We start from the raw sequence: 26360 nt of genomic DNA on the forward strand, positions 1-26360 counted from the left end.
GACCCCTGCTATACCGCAGGCGTTAACAGGGGGCCCTTCCTTTAAAAGTTCGGCGGTACGCGGACGGGGCGACGCCGATGCGGAGGTGCAGTTGCTGGCGCAGGGCGGCGGTGGTGCCGAAGCCGCTGCGATGGGCGATCTGGTCGACGGTCAGGTCGGTGCTCTCCAGCAGCAGCCGCGCGTGGTCGGTGCGTTCGTGCAGCAGCCACTGGGTCGGGCTGAGTCCGGTCTCGGCGCGGAACCGGCGGGTGAAGGTGCGTACGCTCATCCGCGCCTGCTCGGCCAGCTCGCGCAGGCTCACCGGCTCGTGCAGGCGTTGCCGGGCCCACTCGCGCGCGGCGGCGGTGCTGGTGCCGGCGGCCTGCGGCACCGGACGTTCGATGTACTGGGCCTGCCCGCCGTCGCGCCACGGCGGCATCACGCAGCGCCGCGCGGACCGGTTGGCCACCGCGCTGCCGTGGTCGGTGCGGACCACGTGCAGGCACAGGTCGATCCCGGCGGCGACCCCGGCCGAGGTGAGCAGCCGGTCGTCGGCGACGAAGAGCACCTCGGGGTCGAGGTCGACCCGGGGGTGCAGCCGCCGGAAGCGGTCGGCGTACGCCCAGTGGGTGGTGGCCCGGCGGCCGTCGAGCAGCCCGGCGGCGGCCAGCACGAACGCGCCGGTGCAGATCGACATGATCCGGGTACCCCGCTGGTACGCGGCGCGCAGCGCGTCGATCACCTCGGGCTCGATCACGCCGAGACGCAGCGTCGCCTCGCCGTGCACGCCCGGCACGATCACCGTGTCGGCCCGGTCCAGCAGTTCCAGCCCGTGGTCGGGCAGCACCCGGAACCCGGCGGTGCTGCGGACCGCACGGCCACCGGCGGTGCAGGTGTCGACGGTGTAGTAGTGCCGGTCGTCGGCGTCGCGTGCGGTGCTGAACACCTGGGCGGGAGTGCCGAGGTCGAGGCCGACGACGTCGTCGACGGCGAGTACGGCGATGCGGTGCGCAGGCATGGCCCGATTGTTGCGCATCATGACCTCCGGGCCACTCGTCCCTGCGGTCGGTCGCGCCGCAGACTCGCCTGGTGAGTCGACCCACCCGCCTGCACCCGGCCTGGATCGTCGCCGCCGTCGCCTTCGTGGCGCTGGTCGGCGCCGCCGGTTTCCGGGCCACACCGTCGGTGCTCCTGCACCCGCTGCACGCCGAGTTCGGCTGGTCGCTGGCCACCATCTCGGCTGCCGTCTCGGTGAACCTGCTGCTCTACGGCCTGACCGCGCCGTTCGCGGCGGCGCTGATGGACCGCTTCGGTATCCGCCGGGTGGTGGCCGTCGCGCTGGCCCTGGTCGCCGCCGGCAGCGGACTGACCGTCTTCATGACCGCGAGCTGGCAGCTCGTCCTCTGCTGGGGCGTGCTGGTCGGGCTGGGCACCGGGTCGATGGCGCTGGCGTTCGTGGCGACCGTCACCGGCCGCTGGTTCGTCCGTCGCCGGGGTCTGGTCACCGGTGTGCTCACCGCCGGCGGGGCCGCCGGTCAACTGGTCTTCCTGCCGTTGCTGGCGGTACTCGTCGGGGCGTACGGCTGGCGTGCGGCGGCACTCGTCGTGACCGGGGCGGCCCTGCTCGTCGTACCGCTGGTGCTCTGGCTGCTCCGCGAGCACCCGGCGAACCTCGGGCTGCCCCCGTACGGAGGCAGCGAGGTGGTCGCCCCGGTCACCCCGCCCGGTGGGGCCGCCGCCCACGCGGTCGGCGCGTTGCTCCAGGCCGCCCGGACCAGGCCGTTCTGGTTGCTCGCCGCCGGCTTCGCGATCTGCGGCGCGACCACCAGCGGCCTGGTCGGTACGCACTTCGTGCCGGCCGCGCACGACCACGGCATGCCGCAGACCACCGCCGCCGGGCTGCTGGCGTTGGTCGGTCTCTTCGACATCGTCGGTACGGTCGCGTCCGGCTGGCTCACCGACCGGTACGACCCCCGGCTGCTGCTCGGTGCGTACTACGCGCTGCGGGGCGGATCGCTGCTGGTGCTGCCCGGCCTGTTCGCGGCCACCACCGAGCCGAGCATGCTGGTCTTCGTGATCTTCTACGGGCTGGACTGGGTCGCCACCGTGCCGCCGACGGTGGCGCTGTGCCGGGAGTACTTCGGTGCCTCGGGCGCGGTCGTGTTCGGCTGGGTCTTCGCCTCGCACCAGCTCGGCGCGGCGATCGCGGCCACCGGCGCGGGCCTGGTCCGTGACCAGCTCGGCACGTACACGCTGGCCTGGTACGTGGCCGGGATGCTGTCGGTGGGCGCGGCGGTGCTGTCGCTGATGCTGGTCCGCCGCCGAGGTCCGGCGGTCACCGAGCCGGTGCCGGTCGCCGCCGCGCCCCGCGCCTGGACCTACCGGGACTGAGCGCCGGTCACTGCAGCGCCCAGCGCTGCGCCGGGTTGCCGTCGCACGGTGCCTGGACGACGTCGGTGCCGGCCTCGCCACCGCCGTCGCGGACCTGGGCGCACTTGCCGCTGTGCACGGCCACCACCAGCACGGTGCCGTCGTCGGCCGCCTGGAGACGCCACTGCTGGTTGTCCTCGCCGTGGCAGCCGAACTGCTGCAACCGGGCACCGTCGTCGCCGCTGCGCCCCTCCACGTCGAGGCACTGGTTGTGGGCGCCGTTGGTCAGTGTCACGGTGTCCGGGCCGAACGGGTTGACCACCCACTGCTGCTCCGGCCCGCCGGTGCAGCCGGCCAGCTTCGCCACCGCCCGCTCGCCGTCACCGTCGAGCCCGAGGCAGAGGCCGGAGCCGACGCCCCGGAGCACCTTCGGCCCGGTGTTCGGGTCGGGCTCGGTGGGCGTGGGCGACGGAGTGGGCGTCGGTTCGGGGCTCTCCACGGTCGGTGGCGCGACGCTCTCGCTCGGGCTCGGTGCGGCCGACGTCGGGCTGCCGGCGACCGGTGCCGGCTGCGGGTCGTCGCCGCCACCGAGCAGGCCGGTGGCGAACAGCACCCCGGCCAGTACGCCGACCAGCCCGACCGCACCGGCCACCAGCAGCACCGGGTCCCGGGGCGGTCCGGAACGGCGGGTGCCGTAGACGGTGCCCGATCCATCGGTTTCCGACATGCCGGCATCCTGGCCCACCCCGGGCCGGTACGCCATCGCAGGTGCGGTAACTCTCGCGTGGACGGCCCGCCCGCGGCACCTCCGACGCGTAAAGTGACCCCATGCACGCTTTGCGTGATCATGACGTGGCGGTGGCTCAGCTGCGACGGTCGTACGCGGCGGTGCCACCGGGTCGGCCGGTGCGGCTGGCCAAACGGACCTCCAACCTGTTCCGCCCGCGCGACGCCCCGCGCACGGCGGGCCTGGACGTCAGCGGGCTCGGTGGCGTGCTCGCCGTCGACCCGGCTGCCCGCACCGCCGACGTGCAGGGCATGTGCACCTATGAGCGGCTGGTCGAGGCGACCCTGCCGCACGGCCTGATGCCGCTGGTGGTGCCGCAGCTCCGCACCATCACCCTGGGCGGGGCGGTCACCGGGCTGGGCATCGAGTCGACCTCGTTCCGCAACGGCCTGCCGCACGAGTCGGTGACCGAGATGGACGTGTTCACCGGGGCCGGTGAACTGGTCACCGCCCGGCCGGAGGGCGAACATGCGGACCTCTTCGCCGCCTTCCCCAACTCGTTGGGCAGCCTCGGCTACGCCACCCGGCTGCGCATCGAGCTGCAACCGGTCCGGCGACACGTGGCGCTGCGCAACGTGCGGTTCACCGACCTGACCGCGTTGACCGAGGCGATCGCCGAGATCACCGCCGGCCGCGTCTGGGCGGGGGAGACCGTCGACGCGATGGACGGGGTGATGTTCAGCCCCGGCGAGGCGTACCTGGTGCTGGCCCGTTTCACCGACGAACCGGGACGGGTCTCCGACTACACCGGTCAGGGCATCTACTACCGGTCGCTGCGCCGGCTGCCGCACGACACGCTGACCGTCCACGACTACCTGTGGCGCTGGGACACCGACTGGTTCTGGTGCTCGGCGGCGTTCGGGGCGCAGCATCCGTTGGTCCGGCGGCTGTGGCCGGCACGGTGGCGGCGCAGCGACGTCTACCACCGCATCGTGCGGCTGGAGCACCGGCACCAGGTGGCTGCCCGGATCGACCGCTGGCGCGGCCAGCCGGCCCGGGAACGGGTGGTGCAGGACGTGGAGATCCCGCTGGACCGCACCGCCGAGTTCCTGCACTGGTTCGCCCGCCGAGTGGGGATGGCACCGGTGTGGCTGTGTCCGCTGCGGCTCCGCGAGCCGACGGGCAGTGGCTCCGCCCGGTCCTGGCCGCTGTACCCGCTCCGGCCGGGGCAGGACTACGTCAACATCGGTTTCTGGGGGAGCGTGCCGATCGCGGAGGGCGCCGCCGACGGCGACGTCAACCGGGAGATCGAGCGCGCGGTGTCGGGGGCGGGCGGGCACAAGTCGCTCTACTCCGACGCGTACTACGACCGGGATTCGTTCGACCGGCTCTACGGCGGCGAGACGTGGCGCGCCGTGCGGGACCGGTACGACCCGGAACATCGGCTCACCGGACTGTACGAGAAGGCGGTAGCGCGCGCATGAGCGAGCGTAGCGAGCGAATCATCAAGCTCAGTGCGGATGTGTCTCATGCTGGCACGGAGCGAAGCGGAGTGCCGGCATGAGCGAGCGTAGCGAGCGAATCATCAAGCTCAGTGCGATTGAGTCTCATGTCGGCACGGAGCGAAGCGGAGTGCCGGCATGAGCCTTGTTGATCGAGAGCGGGGAGCGGCCGGCGTTCCCGCCACACCGCCGGCCGGGAGCGGCCGACGTGGTCCGAGCGTCGCGGACGTGGTCCGGGCCCTCACCGCAGGTCCGCTGCCGGTCCGGGTCACCGGGTACGACGGCAGTCGACTCGGTCCGGCCGACGCCGGGATCACCCTGTCGATCCGATCCGAGCGGGGCCTGTCGTACCTGCTCACCGCGCCGGGCGACCTGGGCATGGCACGGGCGTACGTGAGCGGTGACCTGGCGCTGGAGGGGGTGCACCCGGGCGACCCGTACGAGGCGTTGCGGGTGCTCAAGGACGAGCTTCGGGTACGCACGCCGACGGTGGCCGAGGGGCTGGCCCTGGTACGCGGGCTGGGTTGGGAGCGGCTGTTGCCGCCACCGGCGCCGCCGCAGGAGGCGCTGCCCCGCTGGAAGCGGATCGTGGGCGGGCTGCGGCACTCCCGGTTCCGGGACAGCAGTGCGATCAGCCACCACTACGACGTCTCCAACGCCTTCTACGAGAAGGTGCTCGGGCCGTCGATGACGTACACCTGTGCGGTCTTCCGCAGCCCGGACGACACGTTGGAGGAGGCCCAGGCGAGCAAGTACGACCTGGTCGCCGGCAAGCTCGCGCTGCGTCCCGGGATGCGGCTGCTGGACGTGGGCTGCGGCTGGGGCGGCATGGTCCGGCACGCGGCCCGCGAGTACGGCGTCAAGGCCCTCGGGGTGACCCTGTCCCGCGCCCAGGCCCAGTGGGCGCAGGCGGCGATCGCACGCGAGGGGCTGACCGGGCTGGCCGAGGTGCGGCACATGGACTACCGCGACGCGCCCGGGAAGGAGTTCGACGCGGTCTCCTCGATCGGGCTGACCGAGCACATCGGAGTACGCAACTACCCGGCGTACTTCGGTTTCCTGCGGGACCGGCTGCGTCCGGAGGGGCGGCTGCTCAACCACTGCATCACCCGGGCCGACAACCGGGCGCCGCACCGCTCGGGCGCCTTCATCGACCGGTACGTCTTCCCGGACGGTGAGCTGGCCGGTCCGGGGCGGGTGATCAGTGAGCTGCACGACGTGGGGCTGGAGGTGCACCACGAGGAGAACCTACGCCAGCACTACGCGCTGACGCTTGCGGCGTGGTGCCGCAACCTGGTGGAGCACTGGGACTTCTGCGTCGCCGAGGTGGGTACCGGCACGGCCCGGGTGTGGGGGCTCTACATGGCTGGTTCGCGATTGGCGTTCGAGCGCAACGGCATCCAGTTGCACCAGGTACTGGCCACGCGCAACGGCCCGGACGCGGTCAACGGCTATCCGCTGCGGCCGGACTGGCTGCCCTGACCCGCTGACCTCGGCGGCTCGAAGGCCGCGCCGGATCGATCGGCGCGGCCTTCCCCGATTCCTGTGGCAGATAGTGTCGCGAACGCCACGTAGCGCAATGCTTCCGGTAGGTCGTGGCGGGTCGGCCGGGCCGGTGGGTCGGCGCGGCTATCGTGGCCTGTCGTGACGAGCAGCGAGCAGCGACTGGCCGCGATCCGGGGCGGCATCCCCCCGCGTCGGCACAACGCCCGGACGATCGCCGCGCTGACCGGCAACCCGGGCTGCACCCGGCGGGCCGTGCTGGACGGGGCCGGGGTGGACAAGCCGCTGCTGGCCGAGCGGATCGGCTTCCCCGCCCGGTTCGGGCAGTCCCGGTTCGCCATCACCCGGGGCAACGCGTTCGAGGCGCAGGTGAAGGCCGACGACGGTGCCGAGTTGCTGCGGCTGGTCGCCGAGCGGCTGGGCGTACCGGTGCCGACCTCGGCGCGGTGGACGGCGCTCGGCGATGGCGACGACATGGCGGCCCGCCAGCGACGCTCGGCCGCGCTCCTGACCGCCGCGCCGGACGGTCCCGACGACCCGGCCGCGTTGTTCGACCACCCGATGCTCGCCCTGGAGGTCGCCGGGCAGCGGGTCCACCTGGAGCCGGACCTGGTGGCCGCCCGGCTCGGCGGCCGGTTCCACGTGGTCGAGGTCAAGTCCTTCCCGGTGATCGACGGCCAGGCCGACCCGGCCAAGCTGGCCGCCGCCGCGATCCAGTCCGCGGTGTACGTGTTGGCTCTGCGGGACCTGCTCGTCGCCGCCGGCCAACCGCCGGAGTCGGTGTCGCACGAGGTGGTGCTGGTGTGCCCGCGCGACTTCACCAACCAGCCGGTGGCGCACCTGATCGACGTGCGCAAGCAACTGCTGGTGGTACGCCGGCAACTGGACCGGATGGATCGGCTGGACACACTGCTCGACGACGTACCGGACGACTTCACCGCCGATCCGGGTGCCGACCCGTCGGCGCTGCTCGCCTCGCTGGGCGGGGTGCCGGCCCGCTACGCCCCGGACTGCCTGGCGACCTGCGAGCTGGCCTACTTCTGCCGGCACGAGGCGGGCGGGCACACCGGTGCGCTCGGCCGCCCGGTGCGGGAGGCGCTCGGCGGCATCGAGGACGTCGGCCGGGTCCTGGCGCTCGCCGGTGGCGAACCCGCCACCGACCCGGAGCAGGAGGAGGCCGCCGCGCTGCTGCGGACCGCCGCCCGCCTGCGCGCCGACGCCCTGGCCGGGTCGGCGTGAGGCCCCCGACGCGCGGCCGGACCGCACCCGGCGGAGCACCGGCATGAGTACGCTGCGCGCGCTCGCGGCGGCGCAGGCGGTCGCCGCCGGGGTGGCCCAGCCGGTGGCCACCGTCCGGCACGTGCACCTGTCGGCCCGGCCGTTGGTGCTGGTGCCGCTGTCCATGGCGGGAGAGGCGAACGCCCCGCTGGCGGCGATGGTCGGCACCGCACCGGGCCGGGGACACCTGCTCGTCGTGCCGCAGCCCCGCAACCGGGAGCAGCGGTTCGGGTTCGCCGCCGCGCTGGCCGACATCCTGCTGCCCTACGTCGACACGCACCGCCTCGGCTCCGAGACGGTCGCAATCGACCGGGGCAAGGACGTCCGGCAGCGATACCTCGACGCCCCGCAACTGGTGGTGCCGAACCCGGCGGGCGTCACGTTCCTGCGGCTGCTCGGTCGCGCCACCCGGTTCCGCCGCGTCGACGGTGACTACCCGGTCCCCGCGTCGGTGCCGCTGCTCGGCCGCTGGCTGACCTTCCTCGCCGAACGCGCGGAGCATCCCGGCTCGTCGACGCTGCTGGCGTTGACCCAGGCCCTGAGCATGCACTGGGCGACCGGGCAGAGCGCGGTGGAGGACCTGCACCTGCCGGCGCTGCTCGGCTGGATCGCCCCGCCGTCCGGGCTGACCGGTGCCCAGGCGGCGGCCCGGGCCGAGGACCCGACGGTGTGTCCGCCCGCCGGACCGGCCACCGATCCCGACTTCGACAACCGGTTGCTCGCCCCGGCCATCGAGGCGTACGCCGAGGCCGACGCGGACTCCTCGGCTCGCGCCGAGGCGTACGCGGAGCTGGAGCGGCTGCTGCGCGACCAGCTCACGCCCACCTGGGACCTGATGTGGCGCGGCCTGGGGCTGTTGCGCGCGCTGCCGCCCGGCGCCCGGGTGGCGGGCCGGTGGACCGGAGACCGGGACGCCTTCACCGCGCACGCCGACCACGTCGACGAGGACGGCGCGCCGCAGCCCAGCCGCGACGGTGCGGTGGCCGCCGCGACCCGGCTGCACCGCCTGGAGCGGGCCGGCGCGAGCTACGCCGTGCAGCGCGCCTACGACGACCCGCTGGTGATGGCGGAGTACCGGCTGACCGGCGAGGCGTTCGTCGGCGAGGTGGTGCTGGCCGACCCGACGCGGGTGGACGACACCGGACGTCGACCGGTGCTGCGTCCGCGTATCCAACTGGTGACCACCGAACCGGTGCTGGTGGCGGTCGGCGCGAGTCTGTGCAACCCGGCCCGACCGGGGCAGAAGGCCCGGGTGGTCTTCGTGACCCCGACCGCCGACGGCAAGACCGAGGTGGTGCTGGAACTCTCCGGCGGGATGGGTCGGGGGCTGACCGCCAGCCCCGGCAGCGTGCCCGAGGTGGGGCAGCGGCTCTGTTACACCACGCTCAGCGAGGCGTTCGTGCCCAGCGGCACGTTCCCGACCGTGGCGGAGACCCCGTGGACCCACGGCGGTCCGCCCACCCTCGACCCACCCGAGGTGTAAGGAGGGGACCCTTCCTATACACCAGGCGTTAGAAAGGGTCCCTTCCTTTCACGCCGCCCGGCGGGTCGTGGGTGCCGGCTGGTCACCGTACGTGAAGATGTTTGTGGATGAACGCGTGCACGTACGAGAGAGAGCCGGAGCGAGCGCTGTGTCGCGAGAGGACGTCGGGCGGGCTGCCGCGCGGTGGCCCGGGCGGGACCGGGTCGGCTGGGCGGGGCTGTTCGCCGCCGGTCTGGTCGTGGGCGTCGAGACGGTCTGGCTGCTGCTGAAGCTGCCCGCCGGTGCGCTGGTCAGCGACCTCGGCGCGCTCGTCGTCGCGGGTCTGGCCGGGGCGGCCTGCCTGGGTGCCGCCCGCCGGCAGCCGATGGTACGTCGGTTCTGGCTGCTGTTGGCGGCGACCATGGCTCTGGCGATGGCCGGTCGGGCACTGTGGACGGCGCTGCGGCTGGTCGGCGAGGACCTGCCGCACACCTTGCCGGTCGGGCTGCTCTTCGTCGCCGGTCTGGTCACCGGCACCGCGGCCCTGCTCTGCTCGGTCACCGCCCCGCGGACCACCGTGGGTCGGGTCCGGACGCTGCTCGACGGGGTGATCGTCGGGCTGGCGCTGATCCCGGTCGGCTGGATGCTGATCTTCCGCAACGTCGCGATGGCGGATCTCGACGAGCCGCTGCGCACCGCCGGTCTGCTCTATCCGATGTTCGACCTGATGCAGTTGACCATCCTGGTCGCGGTGATCGGCCCGAGCCGACCGGTGTGGCCGGTGCTGACTCTGCTCGGTGCCAGCCTGACCGTCCGTGCGGTGGGCGACGCCGCGTACGTGTCGCTGGTGGCCGCCGGCACCTACCAGCCGGGTCGGCTGGTCGACGTGCTCTGGCCACTGAGTTACCTGCTGATCGCGGCAGCCACCCGGCTCGGGCCACCCCGCTACCGGGCCGACCCCGACGAAGCGGCCGAGTCACCGTTGCCGCCCTGGTGGCGAGTGGCGCTGCCGTACCTGCCGGTGGGCGGGGCGATCGTGGCGGTGGTGTGGGCCAGCCGACCCGACGGCTACATCCCGCAACCGATCTTCATCGCGTTGCTGGCGCTGCTGGCGACGCTGGCGCTGCGGCAGGGGCTGGCCGCCAACGAGAACCTGCGGCTGGTCGGCCGGCTGCGGCAGCTCGCCTACATGGATCAGCTCACCGGGCTGCCCAACCGGTTGGCGTTCACCCGTCGGCTGCGCGCGGCGCTGCTCGGCACGAACCGGGTCGCCGTACTCCTGCTGGACCTGGATGGGTTCAAGCAGGTCAACGACAGGTTCGGGCACACCACCGGTGACACGCTGCTGACCGGGCTGTCCCGGCGGATGCGGCGCGCCGTCGGCGACGACGGGATGATCGCCCGGATCGGCGGCGACGAGTTCGCCGTACTGGTCACCGGCAGCCCGCCCGCCGAGCCGGAACGCCTGGCGGAACGGCTGCTGGCCGCGCTGCAACCCTCGCCCGGCGAGGAACTGGTCGGGGTGCACCCGTCGGCCAGCATCGGCATCGCGGAGTACGGGCCGCAGCACATCTCCTACACCGACCTGCTGCGCGACGCCGACATCGCGATGTACGCGGCGAAGGCGGCGGGCAAGTCGGCGTACCGGCGGAGTACACCGGCGTTACGGGAGTCGGCGGTCAGCCGGGCCGAGTTGATCGCCGACCTGCGGCGGGCCGTCGACGAGGAGCAACTGCACCTGGAGTTCCAGCCGATCGTCGACCTGGCCACCGGGGCGGTCCGCAGCGCCGAGGCGCTGGTGCGCTGGCGGCACCCCCGGCTGGGCATGCTCAGCCCGGCCCGGTTCCTGCCGTTGGCCGAGGAGACCGGGCTGATCCTGCCGATCGACAGGTGGGTCATCAAGGAGGCGTGCCGGGCGGCGGCCACCTGGCAGGACCGGGTACCCAGCGCGACGGTGGCGGTGAACATCGCCGCCGCGCACCTGCGCCGCCCGGACCTGATCGCCACGGTCACCGAGGCCACCGCCGGGGCGGGCCTGGCACCCCGGGCGCTGACCCTGGAGCTGACCGAGTCGGCGCTGATCGAGGGCAGCGACGCCGTGCTCGACCGGCTGGGGCAACTGCGCGAACTCGGCATCCGGATCGCCATCGACGACTTCGGCACCGGGTACTCGTCGCTGAGCTACCTGCACCGCATCCCGGCCACCGAGTTGAAGATCGACCGCTCGTTCGTGTCCCGGATCTCCGACGACGCGCGGGCGTACGCGACCGTGGAGATGGTCACCCGGCTGGCCCACGCCTTCGACCTGGGCGTGGTGGCCGAGGGGGTGGAGACCGAGCGGCAGCACGACGCGGTGGCCGCCATCGGCTGCCTACAGGGGCAGGGCTACCGCTACGGTCGCCCGGCGGCGCTGGCCGAGTTGCGGACCGTCCTGGCCGGTCCGGCCCGTCCCGTCTGACCGGTATCGCAGAATCGACTTGACCCTCACGTAGCGGCAGGCGGGAGCGTGGTTCCCAGGAAGGGAGGGAACCATGGCGTACCGCGTGGGCGAGGTCGCCCGGCTGGCCGGGGTGACGGTCCGGACGCTGCACCACTACGACGAGATCGGGTTGCTGTCGCCGAGCGGGCGCAGCGGCGCGGGCTACCGGAGCTACTCCGAGGCCGACCTGGAGCGGTTGCAGGTGATCCGCTACTACCGCGAGCTGGGGTTCCCGTTGGAAGAGATCGCCGCGATCCTCGACGACCCGGCGAGCGACCCGGAGGCGCACCTGCGCCGTCAGCACGAGCTGCTGACCGTACGGATCAAGCGCCTGCAGGAGATGGTCGCGGCGATCGAGTTCGCGATGGAGGCGAGCAAGTTGGACATCCGATTGACCCCGCAGGAGCGGTTCGAGGTGTTCGGGGACTTCGACCCGGAGGCGCACGCCGAGGAGGCGGAGCAGCGCTGGGGTGGCACCGAGGCGTACCGGGAGTCGAACCGGCGCGTGTCGCGCTACACCAAGGAGGACTGGGCGCGGATCAAGGCCGAAAGCGAGGACTGGGGGCGGCGGATCGTCGCGTCGATGGAGTCCGGCGCACCGGCGGACGGACCGGCCGCGCGGGAGTTGGCCGAGGAGCACCGCCGGCAGATCAGCCAGTCGTTCTACGAGTGCTCGTACGAGATGCACACCTGCTTGGCCGACATGTACCTGGCCGACGAGCGGTTCACCGCCCACTACGAGGCGATCGCACCGGGACTGACCGCGTACCTGGCCGAGGCCATCCACGCGAACGCGATCAGCCGGGCCTGATCCGGGGCGGCGATCGGCGGGCGGGAACCGTCGGACCGGGGGAGTATGACTGACATCGTCGACTCCACGATCTTTCGGAGGTCCCCTTGTTGATCGTCGCCGGCACGCTCTACGTCGATCCGGCCGAGCGGGACGACTACCTGGCCACCTGCGTGGAGATCGTGCGGGCGGCGCGCTCGGCGCCCGGCTGCGTCGACTTCTCGATCAGCCCGGACGTGGTCGAGCCCGGGCGGATCAACGTCTACGAGCGGTGGGAGTCCGACGACCAGTTGCTGGACTTCCGCGGTGCCGGTCCGGAGCCGGACCAGCAGGTCGCCATCGTCGGCGCCGAGGTGCACAAGTTCCGGATCAGCTCGGTCGAGTCCCCCTGAGCGGGGGAGCGGGCGGACGGCGGACGGCGGCGCGGAAGGCCGCCACCGCCGCCTGCTCGCCCGCCAGTTCGTCCCGCCGGGCCGGGGCGCGGGCCGCGCGTAGCGGCGCGGCGAGCCGGCCGGCCCGGCGCAGGGCGACCGGGTCGCCGTCGAGCAGCCGGTCGACGACGTGTCGATCCCTGCGGCGCGGTGGTGCGTGGCTCATCTCGCATTCCCTGGCGTAGTACCGGACCTCGGCGTCGCCGCGTCCGTGGCGGGCGGGCGTCCTGCGCACCCGCTCGATTGATTGGCGTCACCGTCGCCGGTGGCGTCACAGTCACCCGCACGTCGCCATCCGGCCACGCAGCGAAACCACCATCTTGTCCTTATTAGTCCACCGATCGGGTAATTCACCCGCTCTTGGCCGTGTCCATGGTGGTTCCTGGGGTCGTTAACACTGTGACACCCCACCTAGGTGGCCTGCGGTTGGTGGCCTGCGCGGCGAAGGAGTCGGCGTGGCAAGGACTGATTCGACGGGTTCGACATGGCGGTACCGGTGGGCGCGCCGGCAGAACGAGCGCCGGCTGCGGACGTTCCGCAGCGCCGAGGGGGACTGGCGACGACGCGACGACGAACTACGCCGCCTACGGACGCTCGCGGAGCAGTGCCACGGCTCGGCCACGGCGGGCCACGGCCTCCCGCTCGAACTGGACGCCGACGAGGTGGTGCTGCGGGTGGTACCCGCCGCCCAACTGGTGGAGGTGCGGCACAACGCCGTCCTGCCCGCTCCCGATCTGACCGTGACCCCGCAGCTCGGCCGGCTGCGCCAACGCCTCCCTGAGGGGGTACGGGCCACCGACGCCGGGATGGCCGTGGTCACCAGCCGTCGGCTGGTGCTGCTCGGCGGGCGGGGCCGCCGCGACTGGGCGTACGCGCGGATGACCGGGCTGGCGCACGACCCGCACGCGCCGGTCACCCTGATGCAGGTGTTGGACCGCCGACGCGGCTCCGGGGTGCTGCTGCCTCCCGACGCGGCACCCGACTTCCGCTTCGTGCTCACCCTGGCGTTCGCCGACGCGATCGAGCAACGGGCCACGGTGATCGCGCAGCTCGACGAGCTGATCGCCGAGCACGCCCGGCTGCGCCCGTCCCGACCGGGCATCGCCACCCCCGGGCAGGCCCGGTTGTCGGCGCTGATCCCCGGCGGTCGGCGGACCGCCGTGGTCGCCGCCGCGCTGGCCGTGATGGTGCCGGTGGCGCTGGCGAACTCCGGCTCGGACCCGGCCGGCACGGACACCGCGGTCGCCGCCACTGCGGCGCCGGTCGCCGCGACCGGAGTGTCCAAGGCGCCGCGCGCCAGCGGCTCGACCGGGCCAGGGCGGGACGCGCCGACACCGGAGCGGCGGTGCGGCGCCCCGGTCAACCCGATGGGGTACGACTTCTGCGGCGGCGAGCGGGTCCGCGAGCCGGCCCGTGACGTGTGCGAGCACTTCGACTGCGTACCCGGGTTCTGGAACGGTCGGGGTTACCTGGTGCAGTGCGAGGACGGCAAGGTCAGCCTGGCCGGCGGCAGCCCGCGCGCGTGCGGCACGCACGGCGGTGTCCGCCGCACCGTCTGGGGCTGACACCTCCGGCCGGACGTGGGTGCGGGCCCGCCCACGACCCGCCGGTCTCCTCGGCGGTTCAGCGCTCCTCGGCGGTTCAGCCGCTGCTCGGCGGCTCAGCGCTGCGAGGAGGCTCAGCGCTGCTCGGCGGCGAGGTCGGCCAGGCGGGACAGGGCCGGTGCAGCGGCGAGCAGTCGTTCCCGGTCGGCGGCGTCGAGCCCGGCCAACGCGGCGGCGAGCAGGTCACGCCGGTGTTGCTCGTGGGCGGCGATCCGCTCCCGCGCGGTGTCGGTCAACGTCAGCCGGACGGTCCGCCGGTCGACCGGATCCCGGTCGCGGCTCAGTAGACCGGCGGTGGTCAACTCGCCGACCAGGGTGCTCACCGTGTTCGGGGCGGTACCGAGCCGCTGGGCGGCCTCCCGGACGCTGACCCCCGACTGCCGCTGCACCAGCCGCAGCACCTCCACCTGCGCGTCCGGCAGCGCGACCCGGCCGGTCCGTTGGGCGGCCGTCCGGCGCAGCACCCGCTGCAGGTCGCCCACGGCGCCGCTGAGCTGCCCGAGCGTCTCTTCCGTCACAGAACGGCCCTCTCCACGGCAATACCTCTGTAAGCAGAGCTATCGTAGCCCGGCGCAACCGACCGCCGAGGGGGCCACGATGTCGCAGACCACCGCGCCGGCAGTCGGCCAGCCGGAACGGGTCGCCGCACCCACCGGCCGGGCCGCGATCGGTCTGCTGGTGCTGCTCGGCTCGCTCACCGCGATCGGGCCCCTGTCGCTGGACACCTACCTGCCGGCGTTTCCCGAGATGGCCCGCGACCTGTCCGCCAGCCAGGCGCAGATCCAGCTCTCGCTGACCACCTGCCTGGTCGGCATGGCCGTCGGGCAACTCGTCACCGGTCCGCTCAGTGACCGTTGGGGGCGCCGCCTGCCGGTGCTGATCGGCATCGGTGCGTACGTCCTGATGTCGTTGGCCTGCGCGTTCGCGCCGTCGGCGGAGACGCTCGCCGCGCTCCGCTTCGCCCAGGGCTTCGCCGGGGGCATGGGCACCGTCGTCGCCCGCGCCGTCGTCCGCGACCTCTACAGCGGTCGCGCTGCCGCGAAGTACTTCTCCCGACTCGTCCTGATCTTCGGCATCGCCCCGATGGCCGCTCCCGCGCTCGGCAGCCTGGTGCTGGGCTTCGGCGGCTGGCAGACCATCTTCCTCGCCCTGGCCCTGGTCGGCGTGCTGCTCGTCGCCGCCGTTGCGTGGCGGCTGCCGGAGACGCTGCCCGCCGAACGCCGCAACACCGGCGGCCTGTCCGCGACCGCCGCCGCCGGGCGCGCCGTGCTCGCCGACCGCGTCTTCCTCGGGTACGCGTTGACCCAGGGCCTCGCCTTCGCCGGTCTGTTCGCCTATCTCTCCGGCTCCTCGTTCGTCCTCCAGGACGTCTTCGGCCTCTCCGCTGGTGCGTTCAGCCTGCTCTTCGGCCTCAACGCGCTGGCCTTCGTCGCCGTCGGCCAACTCAACGCCCGGCTGCTGGACCGCTACGACCCCCGACCGCTGCTGATCTGCGGGCTGGGTCTCGGCCTGTTCTCCGCGCTCGCCCTGCTCGTCGGGGCCCTGCTCGGGTCCCTGCCGCTGGTCGTCGCCGCCCTCTTCCTCTTCCTCGGGTCGCTTGGCACGGTGATGCCCAACGGCACCGCCCTCGCCCTCGAACGGCACTCCGCGCACGCCGGTACGGCTGCTGCCCTGCTCGGTGGTCTCCAGGCGGTGATCGCGGCCGGCGCCGCACCGCTGGTCGGGCTCGGCGGCGAGGGCAGCACGATGCCGATGGCCGTGGTGGTCAGCGGCGCGGCGGCCGGCTCGCTACTGGTCGTCCTCACCCTGGCCCGCACCCGCCGCCCCTGACCCGCCGCCCCCACCGCCCCGTCGTCCCACCGCGCCCGCAGATCATGGAGTTGTGGTGTCTCCACACGCTCTGGCAGGGACTATCCGCCGACCACAAGTCCATGATCGAAGGGCGGATTCGAAAGGCGAGGCAAAGGCAGGATTGCCGCTATATTCATTTGCTTGACCGGTTGAGGCGCCCCGGTTACAGTGGCGTTGCTGAACGTTGTTTCCGCTCCTCTTTCGTCGGTCGGGAGTCGCACTTCGACTCCCGCTGAAAAGGGGATGACGCGTCCTCGCCGTGTCGACGGCGATCCGGGCGCGAGGTGCCGCTCACCCGTTGTTGCCGCAGGTGAGGATGTGTGTCCAGCCGCCGACTCCGGCTCGGAGGCGGAGCGAACGGTGCGGTGATCCCGCCACTCGCGACGTCAATCAGGAATCGGACAGTGGCGAATTCCGGTACGTCTGCAACGGTTCGGAATCTGCATTTCCCATGAGCCGGTGATCGTGAATTCGCCGGGCAATTCCGCCCCCGTCTGTCCGACCCGGCACTCCTCGACGAGCAGGAAGCGGTGACAGCGGTGCACACTGACCTCGAAGGGCCGACACCGGAATCCGTCGGAGCCTTCTACGACCAGGTGAATTCCATCGTCGCCCGGGTCCAGGGCGGCTCCATGCACCACGGCTACTGGACCGGGCCCGACGACGACAGTGACTTCGCCACGGCCAGCGTCCGGTTGACCGACATGATGATCGAACGGGTCGCCGCGCGGCCGGGCGCACGGGTGCTGGACGCCGGCTGCGGGCTGGGACGTCCCGGCGTACGGCTGGCAAAGATCGCCGGTGCCGAGATCGTCGGGGTCTCGGTCAGCGAACAGGACGTACGCCTGGCCAACGAACTGGCCCGCGCCGAGTCGGTGGCCGACCGGGTGCGCTTCGACCAGGCCGACATGGCCGCGTTGCCCTTCCCCGACGACTCCTTCGACCACGCGATGGCGTTCGAGTCGATCATGCACGTGCCCGACCGGGTGCGGGCGCTACGGGAGATCGCCCGAGTGGTCCGCCCCGGCGGGCGCATCGTGGTGACCGACTTCACGGTCCGGGAGGGCCCGCACGGGCGCGGCGACGACACCCTGGCCAGGGTGTACGACTCCTGGCGGGTCGCCGCGTCCCCGATCGGCGCGGAGGACTACCCGCAGATCGCCGCCCAGGCCGGGATCGTGCTCGACGAGGTCACCGACATCACCGACCACGTGAAGTACAGCAGCATGTGGACCTATCTCGAACTGCGGCGGTACGCCCGGGACAACCCGGTGCCGGCGGAGGTGGATCAGATCCTCGACGTCTTCGGGCCGACCCTCAAGGGTACGGCGGACCGGCCGCCGCTCACCGACACCGAGCTCGAACACGGCTGGCGACAGATGCTGACCGAGCAGCAGACGCAGGGCATGGTCATCGTGGTGGCCCGAAGTCCGGCACCGTGATCGTCCCGTCCTCGGCGATCGGGAAACCCGGGTTCCAGGCGATCTCCCAGAGGTGGCCGTCCGGGTCGGCGAAGTAACCGGCGTACCCGCCGTAGGACGTCTCGCGGGCCGGCTGGGTGATGACCGCGCCCGCCTCGGCGGCGACGGCCAGCACCCGGTCCACCTCGTCGCGTTCGCGCACGTTGTGCGCCAGCCCGATCCCGCCGAACCCACCAGCGGGGAGTGCCTGCACACCGGCGTCCTCGGCCAGCGACTCGCGGGCCCAGAGCACCACGGCGATCCCGCCGGCCTGGATGAACACCGTCCGCTCCACCTCCTGGCCCCGCCAGCCGAGCCGCTCGTAGAAGGCTCGGGACCGGGCCAGGTCGGTGACGCCGAGGGTGATCAGGCTGAGGCGCTGCTCCATCCGGGCAATCTAACTTGTCCCGGGGCGTCTCGCCGCCTGCCGCAGGTCCGACGAAACGCGGAACTCCCGGTGCCGCGACCACGGCACCGGGAGTCCTCAGCGGGGATCGGTCAGCTCAGCGGCGCGCCGCCGGGCTGCACGACCTTGTTCACCGTCAACTGGTACGGCGCGTACTGCGTGACCTGCTCGGTCGGCTCGTCGTAGGCGACGATGGCGACCACCGTGGGGAAGGCGGCCAGCAGCGCCGTCTGCACCACCCCGAGGGTGAAGGTGGTCTTGCCGTCGACCTCGAACTGCACGGCCGTCCGGAGCTTCTCGTCGAAGCCGACGAAGCGGACGTTCCAGTTCGCCACCGGCGTCGGGTAGACCTGCGACGGCGAGTCGAACGCGTCCAGGTTCGACCCGTCGCTGACCAGCGTGCCGCCGACCGTGATGTCGTCGACCAGCAGACCGCCCTCGTTGACTCCACCGTCGCTGACGTAGCGGAAGCTGAGCAGGATGTCCTGCCCCGCGTACGCCGACAGGTCGAACGAGTGCGGCTCGAAGCCGGCCGTGGTGCCGTTCAGCGACGGTCCGAGCGGCCCGGCGACGGTCTTGTCACCCTCGATCGCGGTGTAGCTCTTGCCACCGTCGGTCGAGACGCTGACGTAGCCGTAGTCGTAGCCGGCCTCGGCGCCGTACTTGGCCAGGAAGGTCAACGTCGGGTTGCTGGCCGGCACGCTCACCGGCGTCACCGCGGCGGCGTCGGTGCTGTTGCCGTTGCCGGACCACAGCACCGCGTTGCCCGGACGGTCCGGGTCGTTGGTCACCGTCGTCCAGGCCAGCGGCACCGACGGCAGCGTCTTGGCGCCCTTGAAGCTGATCGAGCGCAGATCGCCCCGGCCCAGCGGCTTGCCGTTCGCCTTGCGCAACTGGACGTAGTCGGCGCCGTTCGGTGCCGCACCCGGCGTGGCGTGCGTGGCCGGGTTGGCCAGGTTCACCGTGGCGTTCAGGCTGGCCGTGGTGACCTTGCGCTTGTCACGGCCGAGCATCACACCCAGCTTCGAGTTGCCGACGATCCGGTCCACCAGGTTCATCGTCTGGTAGTCGTGGATCACACCGTAGAGGTCGTTCACACCCTCGGCCGCGAGCGCCGCCTTGATGCTGGCCAGACCCTGCGACGCGCCGTCGCGGTGCAGCCGGGAGATGAAGTCCAGGCCGTACCGGTCGTAGAGGAACAACATCAACGAGTACGCGTTGCCGTAGTCGGCGAGTACCGCGTTCGGGTTGCCGCCCTCGTCCCAGAGGTTCAGTGAGTTCTCCGGCCCACCGCAGTCCCGGGGATTCGTGTTGTAGTCCGTCTGCACCGTGCCGAAGCCCTGGAAGCAGTAGATGTGGCTGTCCGCGCCCGGCTGGTCGACCCGGGCCGAGGCGTCGGTGTAGCCGCCGAGCGTCTGGGCGAAGTCGGAGAGCCCCTCGTTGATCAGGATGCTCTCGAACGGGTCGGTGTAGTAGTGCGCCAGGTGCTGCCACTCGTGGATGAACGTCGACTCGTACAGGTTGGGCCGCGCCGGCCGGCTGGTGCACAGGTCGTCGGTCGGCTCGTTCGGCGGGCTGACGCCCGTCCGGTGCGCCCAGTCGAACGCGTCGATCGTCATGATGTTGCGGTCGAGCAACTCGTTGAAGAGTGAGAAGAAGAAGCCGGCGATGTACGTCGGCGCGGCCGGGAAGTCGTAGAAGTTGTCGTCCCGGACGTTGTCGACGAGCGTCACCGTGCGGTTGCCGGCACCGGTGTAGTCGCCGTCGATCTGGGCGTTGCTGCCGTCTCGGTCCGGCGGCGTGCTGAACGCGTCCGTCGACTTCGGATACATGTTGTTGTCGAACTCGTCGACCAGGCGCGTCACCTGCGCGTCGGTGACCACCGTCGAGTTCGCGATCTGCCGACGGCAGTCACCCTCCGGGAACTCGGTGTCGTTGGCGACCCACACCTCGATGTTGTCGCCCACACCGCGCAGCGTGTAGTCCTTGAGGTAGATCACGCCCTGGTAGTCGTCGAGCGCGAGCCACTGCCGCACCGTACCCACCGCTGGCGTCTCGGCGGCCTGCGCCGAGCGGCGCTGCGCCTGCGGCTGGTACTGCCGAGGCACCTCGACGGGCTTGCCATTGAAGGTGAAGTCTTTCCTGGTGAGGTCGCGGACATCGCTCGCGATCCCGGTTGCCGGCGCCGGAGCGGGCTGGGCCGCCGGGGTGCTCGGGCTGGCTCCCGTGGTGCTCGGACTGGCCGCCGCCGGTTGGGCGACGACGAAGAACGGTAGGACGATGGCGCAGGCTGCTATCCCCGCAAAGCGGCGTCGAGCCACAGAACCTCCTCATAGCCGACAGATCCACTCAACCCCGGGTGACCAGGGGCTATGGATCTACGCGCGCTGATCGAGCGTCTTCGTATCCTTTGCACAAGTGCATCGATCAATCAAGCCCTGACACGACATACGTCTGTGGATCGCTGCCCGTACCCCTCGAATCCCGGAGGCGGCCGGGTGGCGCGGCGGGATCATGATGTCGCCATGACGAAGATCGCCGGGCGCCGGCAGAAGAAGGGAAGCACCTGCAGCGACCCGGGGTGCGGCGCCCTGTCCTCCTGCGACTGTTCCCTGTTCTCGATGCTGTTGACGGTCGGCGCGGCAGCCGCGCGGGTGGTCCCGGCACCGGTGGCCGACGGCTCCGGACGGGCGGCCATCCTCGGCTACCGCCGCTGGCTGTCTCACCGCTGGCCGGGGAAGTGCCGCTTCACCCCCACCTGTAGCGCGTACGGCCTGACGGCCGTCGAACGGTACGGCCTGGCGGTCGGTGGCCGGATGGCCGCGGACCGGCTGCGACGCTGCACCGCACACACTCCACCCGGCACCCACGACCCGGTGCCCTCCCCAGGCGCTTCCCGGGCTGCCCGCTCCCGCCCGGTCAGTTCCGGCGGTTGATCACCACGAAGGCGACCCCGCCGACGGCGATCTCGGCGAAGAGCAGCAGCGCGAACACCATGCTCGGCTCGGCACCGAGTGCGACGGCGACGGCCGCCACCGACGTGAGCGGGAACGCGGCCAGACCCAGCACGGCCAAAGCACGGGTCAGGACGGCGTCGTCGCGCTCGTCCCCGGTCTGCGACCAGGCCCGCTCGAACGTCGTCGCACGGTCCGGCCGCTTGCTCAGCCGCCACAGCATCAGCAGGAAGGCGAGCAGCCCGACCGCCGCCCCCTGGAGGAACCCGACACCCATGTTGCCGGGAGCGTGCTCCCGCAGCAGCAAGCCCACGGCGACGACCAGCGCCACGACCGCCAGCAGGATGGCGGCGACCGCCAGTTTCCGCAGGGTGCTGCGACCTCCGGTCGTGCGGTGGCCCTCAGATGTGTGGGGACCCTGGGCCGTGAAGTGGCCTTCGGTGGTGCGGTGGTCCTTTGGCGTGCTGCGGTCCTCAGGTGCGCTGCGGTCCTCAGGTGTGTGGTGGTCCTTCGGCGTGTGGTGGTCCTTTGGGGTGCCGCGGCCCTCAGTCGACATGGAAGATCTCCTCTACGGGGCGGTGGAAGTGGCGGGCTATGGCGATGGCCAGGGGTAGCGACGGGTCGTAGCGGCCGGTCTCGATCGAGTTGATCGTCTGCCGGGAGACGTTCAGGGCCTCGGCCAGTTCCCGCTGGGACAGCCCGGCAGCCTGCCGCAGCTCACGGAGATCGTTCCGCAACCAGCACCTCCGATGTCAAGCATCCTTGTCACGTCAAGGATGCTTGACATCGAGGCTCGGTGTCAAGCGTGCTTGTCTACGGGGCAAGCTTTGTGCGGCGTGGGGCGTGAGGCGTGAGGCGTGAGGTGGTCTGGCGTCGGCCCGGATCGTGGCAGTGAAGCTGTTGCGGGCCCGGCGTGTCGAACAGCTACACTGCCACGCTCTTGCCTGATCGGTCAGGCGGCGATGGTGCGGGCCGCAGATGGGACCTCGGCTCCTTTGGTTCGGGGCTGACGCGGCGCTCCCTAGGCCATAGCATCGATGCTATGGCCTAGGGGAGCGTGGAGCTGGAACCGGAAGTCCGAGACTGGCTGGAGGAGTTGCCGGGCGAGTATTTCGCAAGAGCCGCGTTCTACATCGATCTGCTGGCGGAGCAAGGCGTGCTGCTTGGCGAGCCGTATACCAGGCAGATCGACGGCAAGCTCAGGGAGCTGCGGTTCTACCTGGATCGCGACGCGGTGCGCGTGACCTACTGGATAGCCTCCGGTCGGAGGATCATCCTGTTGACCGTGTTTAGGAAGACTCGGATGCGCGAGGATCGGGAGATCGAGCGGGCGCGCCAGGAGCTTGAGCGCTGTATGGCTGAACGGCATATCGTGGTCGAGGGGGCAGAGTGATGGCCGATCGGGTTGACTGGAACGATCTGCGGGAACGCCGGATGGCGGAGCCCGGTGTGGCGGAGGCGTACGAGGCGACGCGCCTGGCTTTCGAGCTTGGTCGGGAGGTGCGGCACCTCCGGGAACGCAGTGGCTGGAGCCAGAGTCAGCTAGCCGGCGCCGCAGGGATGACGCAGTCTGCGGTAGCCCGCTTCGAGGCTGGAGGCACCGTTCCCACCTTGGCCGTTCTCGAGCGGCTCGCTCGCGCCCTGGACCGCAAGCTTGATGTGAAGTTTGCCCCGAAGGCCGATGCGGCCTGACGGAGCGGACTGCGAGTGATCTGTCCTGCGGTGGCGCGCATCAAATCAGGCGGCGATGGTGCGGGCGGCGGCGTACACGTCGGCGGGGAGCGGATGGTCCAGGTGCCACATGATGCGCATCGGCCGGTCACCGGTGTGCTGCTGGTAGGTCATCGGCCCGGCGTACAGGTAGGCCGGTGCGCCCAGGTCGCGGTCCGGCACCCGGGTCTCCCGTACGAACAGGTGCACCGTGGAGCCGCGTGCGGCGTGGTGGAGGTAGCGCTGCCCGGTCGGCGACGCCGACGACGTGGTGCTCTGCGACTCCCATTGGAACAGCGACTCGGTGACGGCCCGGTCGGCGTACATGGTGGTGGGGGAGTAGTGCTGCGCCGACTTGATCAGTGTGACGAAGAAGAGGTCGGCCTGGGCGTCCGGAAGCCACTTCACGCCTTCCCGCAGCGAGCCCGGATTCGGCATGCCGAACGCGGCGCACGCCTCGTTGCGGCTGTATCGCGCGTGTACCCGCAGCGGTAGCCCGTCGACCGGCGCGGTGACCCGGTGGATGCGCTCGCGCAGGACCTCGGCGACCTGGCGTAGCTCGGCACAACGCGTCGGCTCGGCCCAGAGGCGGGCCAGCCGTTCCTCGCGCTCGGTCAGCGGCGCGTTCGGCCCCCAGAGGTCGAAGTGCAGCATGTCCCAGAGCCGTCCGGCCTCGGGCCGCTCACCGGCGGCCACCCGGGCCAATAGGTCGAGTCGGTCCGGGTCGTCCAGGTGCAGCATCCGCCCGATCGCCCGGCCCAGCTCGCGGTCGTCCGGTCCGCCCGGCGAGGTCTCCATCTTGGCGAGCCGCCGCAGCCCGGTCCACCCGCCGACGCTCGCCGAGCGGTAGACGTCCTCGATCTCCACGCCGACCTCGTGCAGGTAGTCGGCCAGGCGCACGTCCCCGAGCTGGTGCAACTCGGCCAGCAGGCCGGGCTTCGACGTGGGCAGTGCCGAGCGCAGGTTGCGCAGCACGATGTCCTTGGCCACCCGGTCGAGCTGGATATGGCAGCCGCTCGGCAGAGACGGGAAGTCGTCGCGTACCGCTTCGGTGATGGCGCGGCGGCTGACCCCGGTCAGGGCCCGCCAGCGCAGGTCGAAGCGGAAGTTGGCGTGTTGCCCACCGATGAAGTCGAGCACGGTCAGGCAGGGCTTGTCGTCGTCCAGGCGCAGCCCACGGCCGAGTTGCTGAAGGAAGATCGTGGCGCTCTCGGTGGGCCGCAGCATCAGGATCGTGTCGACCATCGGCAGGTCGACGCCCTCGTTGAACAGGTCGACGGTGAACAACACCCTGACCGCGCCATCCTTCAAGCGCTTGATCAGAACCTGCCGCTCGGCGGGGCTGGTCTGCGAGGTCACCGCCGCCGACGGCACACCGTGCCGACTGCACCAGTCCGCCATGAACTCGGCGTGCCCGATGCTGACGCAGAACCCCAGCGCCCGCATCCGATCGACGTCCACGGTGTCGCCTACCGCCCGCAGCACCATCCGCGCCCGCGCGTGGTTGCCGGTGTAGACGCCGTCCAGTTCCGTCGGGTCGTACCCCTGCCCGCGCTTCCACCCCAACTGCGACAGGTCCACATCGTCGTGCAGGCCGAAATACTGGAACGGCGCCAGCAGTTGCCGCTCCAGCGCCTCCCACAGGTGCAGCTCCACGGCGGCGCGGCCGTCGAACCACCGCCGCACGTCGCCGCCGTCACTGCGGTCGGGCGTCGCCGTCAATCCCAGGAGTACGCGCGGACGCAGCCGCTCCAACAACCGGGCATACGTCGGCGCTTCCGCGTGATGGAACTCGTCGACGATCACCATGTCGTACGCCTCGGGGTCGATCTCCCGCCGGTGCAGCGACTGGACGGAGGCGAAGACGTACCGCCAGTTCTGCGGCTCCCGGCCCCCGACGAGCGTCTCGCCGAAGCTGCCGTCCCCCATGACCTGCCGGAACGTCGCCACACTCTGTCGCAGGATCTGCTCCTGATGCGCGACGAAGAGCAGCGAGTCGACGGCCTTCTCCCGGTGCAGCCGGCGGTAGTCGAGCGCCGCGACCACCGTCTTGCCCGTGCCGGTGGCCATCACCACCAGGTTCCGCCACCGACCATGGACCTTGCGCTCGGCGTCGAGGTCGGCCAGGACCTCCGATTGGTACGGGTACGGCCGCACGTCCAGGTTGGCGATCTCGGTCGGCGCCTCGTCGCGACGCTCCCCACGCAACGCCGTGCGCAACCGGTCCGCATCCTGGCCCGGGTCGTAGTCTTCGAACGCGGGATCGTGCCAGTAGTCCTCGAATGTCGCGGTGAACGTGTCGATGACGTACGGCTGCTCAACGTTCGAGATCCGGACGTTCCACTCCGCGCCGTCCATCAGCGCGGTCTTCGACAGGTTCGAGGAGCCGACGTACGCGGTGGTCATGCGGTTGTGACGACGGAACAGCCACGCTTTGGCGTGCAGGCGGGTCGTCCGGGTCTCGTAGGACACCTTGATTTCGGCACCCAGTTCGGCGAGCCGGTCCAGGGCGCGCTGATCGGTCGCGCCGAGATACGTCGTGGTGATCACCCGCAGTCGACCGCCACGGCCGATCAGCTCACGGATCGCCCCCTGCACCTGGAGTAGACCGTGCCACTTGATGAACGCGCAGAGCAGGTCCACCTGCACCGCTGAGGCCATCTCGTGGGTGACCTCGTGACCGATACGCGGCTGGTGTCGGCCGTTGACCAGCAACGCTCCGGTGGAGAGCGGAGTGGTGGGCCGCTGCGGGAAGGCGGGCGCAGCCGGCGGGGTCGGCGGTGCGGCGATGGCATGCAGCAGGTGCCTGGCGTCGGTGACCTGGTCATCGACGGTGGCTGCCTGCGGGCTGAGGGTGGCGATGGCGTCCGCGATGCGGTTCGCCAACTCGACCTGCCGGTGAAGCTTGTCGTCGCCACCGCCGACGGCGTGCAGAGCACGGTGCGCCAGGGTGGCGATGTGGCGGGCCAGGGCATCCGGGGCGTCAGCCGGATCGAGCTTCCCGTGCTGAATCAGCGCGGGGTCGACGCGCTGAAGCCGATCGGCGAGTTCACGGGTGACGACGTGCTCGTAGACACCCCGCTCAAGGTCAGTCACCCGGTGATCCTGCCAATTCTCGGGGCTGTTGTCTCTCGCTCTCCATCCGGGACGAAGAGCACCACTCGCACGTCGGGAAGTTCGGCACAGGCTCGCTCGATGGCCGGGTGGACCTCAGCCCAGGCAAGCCCGCCGTGGCCACAGCCCAGGGCGGGCACCGCGATCGAGGTGATCTGCCGTTCGCGCACCACGCGAACGAGGTCAGCGAGGCCCGCGAGGAGGTCGGACAGCTTCGAGGCGGCGCGCCAGTGGCCCTTGGTGGGGAAGTTGATCACATATCTGCGGGGGCCGGGACGGGCCGAGTCGTCAACGAACATCCGGCCCAGGTGGACCTCGTTCTTCGCGCATGCCGCTCGGTAGGCGGCGTAGTTGGCCGGGTAGGCGCGCTTGAACTGGAGAGCGATGCCCTTGCCCATCACTCCGACCGTGTTCACGGCGTTGACCAGCGCGTCGACGTCGGCGTTCAGCAGGTCCCCACGACTCAAGGTGATCATCAACCCCACCTCCTCCCGCCTCGAACCCGTTGTACCAGGAGGGCCCGACACGAAACGGCCCATGCGCTCGCCTCCACCGGAAGGTCACGCTCGATCCGGGATCGAGTGGCTATCGTCGCGCTTGGATGCCACTCGATCCCGGATCGAGCGTGACCTTTCCTCTGAAGTGGCCTGCACGCTGATCGGCTACACCTGTGCGCCGGGAAAGTGAATGAACGAGCTTCGCCGTACGCATCGTCACCGACTCGAATCGCTGCTGAATCA

24 protein-coding genes are annotated in these 26360 nt (G+C 71.4%); 14 read left to right on the plus strand and 10 right to left on the minus strand.

Going from position 1 to position 26360, the window contains the following annotated elements; all coding sequences use genetic code 11:
• Positions 1–22: 22 nt before the first annotated feature.
• Positions 23–1015 (minus strand): GlxA family transcriptional regulator, encoded by a 993-nt coding sequence (locus ACZ31C_RS23590; RefSeq protein WP_465797100.1) that lies wholly within the window; start codon positions 1013–1015, stop codon positions 23–25.
• Between the two features lie 53 nt (positions 1016–1068).
• On the opposite strand from ACZ31C_RS23590, the gene ACZ31C_RS23595 reads away from it, so the two are divergent.
• Positions 1069–2370, plus strand: coding sequence for an MFS transporter (locus ACZ31C_RS23595; RefSeq protein WP_465797101.1), 1302 nt, complete (start codon positions 1069–1071; stop codon positions 2368–2370).
• Between the two features lie 7 nt (positions 2371–2377).
• On the opposite strand, the gene ACZ31C_RS23600 is transcribed toward ACZ31C_RS23595, so the two are convergent.
• On the minus strand, positions 2378–3076 hold the full coding sequence (locus ACZ31C_RS23600) for an RICIN domain-containing protein (RefSeq protein WP_465797102.1): 699 nt from the start codon (positions 3074–3076) through the stop codon (positions 2378–2380).
• A gap of 101 nt (positions 3077–3177) precedes the next feature.
• Here ACZ31C_RS23600 and ACZ31C_RS23605 point away from each other — a divergent pair, with 101 nt between their 5' ends.
• The 7 genes from ACZ31C_RS23605 to ACZ31C_RS23635 all read left to right on the plus strand — a co-directional run bounded on the left by ACZ31C_RS23605 (position 3178) and on the right by ACZ31C_RS23635 (position 12482).
• Complete coding sequence (locus ACZ31C_RS23605; protein ID WP_465797103.1) at positions 3178–4560, plus strand: FAD-binding oxidoreductase; 1383 nt, start codon at positions 3178–3180, stop codon at positions 4558–4560.
• 156 nt (positions 4561–4716) lie between these two features.
• A complete protein-coding gene (locus tag ACZ31C_RS23610; protein WP_465797104.1) occupies positions 4717–6060 on the plus strand; it encodes a class I SAM-dependent methyltransferase in 1344 nt (447 codons plus the stop codon).
• A gap of 162 nt (positions 6061–6222) precedes the next feature.
• A complete protein-coding gene (locus ACZ31C_RS23615) occupies positions 6223–7320 on the plus strand; it encodes a hypothetical protein (RefSeq protein ID WP_465797105.1) in 1098 nt (365 codons plus the stop codon).
• A 43-nt stretch (positions 7321–7363) separates the two neighbouring features.
• A complete protein-coding gene (locus tag ACZ31C_RS23620; RefSeq protein WP_465797106.1) occupies positions 7364–8842 on the plus strand; it encodes a hypothetical protein in 1479 nt (492 codons plus the stop codon).
• A 148-nt stretch (positions 8843–8990) separates the two neighbouring features.
• A complete protein-coding gene (locus tag ACZ31C_RS23625; RefSeq protein WP_465797107.1) occupies positions 8991–11279 on the plus strand; it encodes a putative bifunctional diguanylate cyclase/phosphodiesterase in 2289 nt (762 codons plus the stop codon).
• Between the two features lie 73 nt (positions 11280–11352).
• On the plus strand, positions 11353–12111 hold the full coding sequence (locus tag ACZ31C_RS23630; RefSeq protein WP_396740319.1) for a MerR family transcriptional regulator: 759 nt from the start codon (positions 11353–11355) through the stop codon (positions 12109–12111).
• 86 nt (positions 12112–12197) lie between these two features.
• Positions 12198–12482, plus strand: a complete 285-nt coding sequence (locus tag ACZ31C_RS23635) for a putative quinol monooxygenase (protein ID WP_396740317.1) — start codon at positions 12198–12200, stop codon at positions 12480–12482.
• Here the strand turns inward: ACZ31C_RS23635 and ACZ31C_RS23640 are convergent.
• Entirely contained in the window at positions 12460–12687 is a 228-nt protein-coding gene (locus ACZ31C_RS23640; RefSeq protein ID WP_350693244.1) for a hypothetical protein, read from the minus strand. The two genes, ACZ31C_RS23635 and ACZ31C_RS23640, sit on opposite strands and share 23 nt — an antisense overlap.
• Positions 12688–12976: 289 nt before the next feature.
• Between ACZ31C_RS23640 and ACZ31C_RS23645 the strand changes: the two genes are divergently transcribed.
• On the plus strand, positions 12977–14086 hold the full coding sequence (locus ACZ31C_RS23645; protein WP_465797108.1) for a hypothetical protein: 1110 nt from the start codon (positions 12977–12979) through the stop codon (positions 14084–14086).
• A gap of 113 nt (positions 14087–14199) precedes the next feature.
• Here ACZ31C_RS23645 and ACZ31C_RS23650 read toward each other — a convergent pair whose 3' ends face one another.
• Positions 14200–14643, minus strand: a complete 444-nt coding sequence (locus ACZ31C_RS23650) for a MarR family winged helix-turn-helix transcriptional regulator (protein ID WP_465797109.1) — start codon at positions 14641–14643, stop codon at positions 14200–14202.
• Between the two features lie 79 nt (positions 14644–14722).
• Here ACZ31C_RS23650 and ACZ31C_RS23655 point away from each other — a divergent pair, with 79 nt between their 5' ends.
• Together ACZ31C_RS23655 and ACZ31C_RS23660 are read left to right on the plus strand one after the other, a co-directional pair.
• Entirely contained in the window at positions 14723–15955 is a 1233-nt protein-coding gene (locus tag ACZ31C_RS23655; protein ID WP_465797110.1) for a multidrug effflux MFS transporter, read from the plus strand.
• A 560-nt stretch (positions 15956–16515) separates the two neighbouring features.
• Positions 16516–17418: an SAM-dependent methyltransferase gene (locus tag ACZ31C_RS23660; protein WP_465797111.1), complete on the plus strand. Its 903-nt coding sequence runs from the start codon at positions 16516–16518 to the stop codon at positions 17416–17418.
• On the opposite strand, the gene ACZ31C_RS23665 is transcribed toward ACZ31C_RS23660, so the two are convergent.
• Positions 17387–17824, minus strand: a complete 438-nt coding sequence (locus tag ACZ31C_RS23665) for a VOC family protein (RefSeq protein WP_465797112.1) — start codon at positions 17822–17824, stop codon at positions 17387–17389. The two genes, ACZ31C_RS23660 and ACZ31C_RS23665, sit on opposite strands and share 32 nt — an antisense overlap.
• A 110-nt stretch (positions 17825–17934) precedes the next feature.
• Positions 17935–20163 carry a choice-of-anchor J domain-containing protein gene (locus ACZ31C_RS23670; RefSeq protein WP_465797113.1) on the minus strand — a complete coding sequence of 743 codons (2229 nt, stop codon included), beginning with the start codon at positions 20161–20163 and terminating at the stop codon, positions 17935–17937.
• Positions 20164–20367: 204 nt separating this feature from the next.
• On the opposite strand from ACZ31C_RS23670, the gene yidD reads away from it, so the two are divergent.
• Complete coding sequence (yidD, locus tag ACZ31C_RS23675; RefSeq protein ID WP_465797114.1) at positions 20368–20778, plus strand: membrane protein insertion efficiency factor YidD; 411 nt, start codon at positions 20368–20370, stop codon at positions 20776–20778.
• Here yidD and ACZ31C_RS23680 read toward each other — a convergent pair.
• Both ACZ31C_RS23680 and ACZ31C_RS23685 read right to left on the minus strand, forming a co-directional pair.
• On the minus strand, positions 20762–21352 hold the full coding sequence (locus ACZ31C_RS23680) for a hypothetical protein (RefSeq protein WP_465797115.1): 591 nt from the start codon (positions 21350–21352) through the stop codon (positions 20762–20764). The two genes, yidD and ACZ31C_RS23680, sit on opposite strands and share 17 nt — an antisense overlap.
• Positions 21342–21533 (minus strand): helix-turn-helix transcriptional regulator, encoded by a 192-nt coding sequence (locus ACZ31C_RS23685; protein ID WP_350693259.1) that lies wholly within the window; start codon positions 21531–21533, stop codon positions 21342–21344. The genes ACZ31C_RS23680 and ACZ31C_RS23685 overlap by 11 nt, the downstream gene beginning before the upstream one ends.
• Positions 21534–21853: 320 nt before the next feature.
• Between ACZ31C_RS23685 and ACZ31C_RS23690 the strand changes: the two genes are divergently transcribed.
• Together ACZ31C_RS23690 and ACZ31C_RS23695 are read left to right on the plus strand one after the other, a co-directional pair.
• Positions 21854–22189: a type II toxin-antitoxin system RelE/ParE family toxin gene (locus tag ACZ31C_RS23690; RefSeq protein ID WP_465797116.1), complete on the plus strand. Its 336-nt coding sequence runs from the start codon at positions 21854–21856 to the stop codon at positions 22187–22189.
• A complete protein-coding gene (locus ACZ31C_RS23695) occupies positions 22189–22488 on the plus strand; it encodes a helix-turn-helix domain-containing protein (protein WP_465797117.1) in 300 nt (99 codons plus the stop codon). The genes ACZ31C_RS23690 and ACZ31C_RS23695 overlap by 1 nt, the downstream gene beginning before the upstream one ends.
• 45 nt (positions 22489–22533) lie before the next feature.
• Here the strand turns inward: ACZ31C_RS23695 and ACZ31C_RS23700 are convergent, their stop codons facing one another.
• Together ACZ31C_RS23700 and ACZ31C_RS23705 are read right to left on the minus strand one after the other, a co-directional pair.
• Positions 22534–25602 (minus strand): DEAD/DEAH box helicase, encoded by a 3069-nt coding sequence (locus ACZ31C_RS23700; RefSeq protein ID WP_465797118.1) that lies wholly within the window; start codon positions 25600–25602, stop codon positions 22534–22536.
• Positions 25599–26096 (minus strand): macro domain-containing protein, encoded by a 498-nt coding sequence (locus ACZ31C_RS23705; protein WP_465797119.1) that lies wholly within the window; start codon positions 26094–26096, stop codon positions 25599–25601. The genes ACZ31C_RS23700 and ACZ31C_RS23705 overlap by 4 nt, the downstream gene beginning before the upstream one ends.
• Positions 26097–26360 lie beyond the last annotated feature (264 nt).

This window comes from Micromonospora sp. NPDC023869 (genome assembly GCF_055559695.1).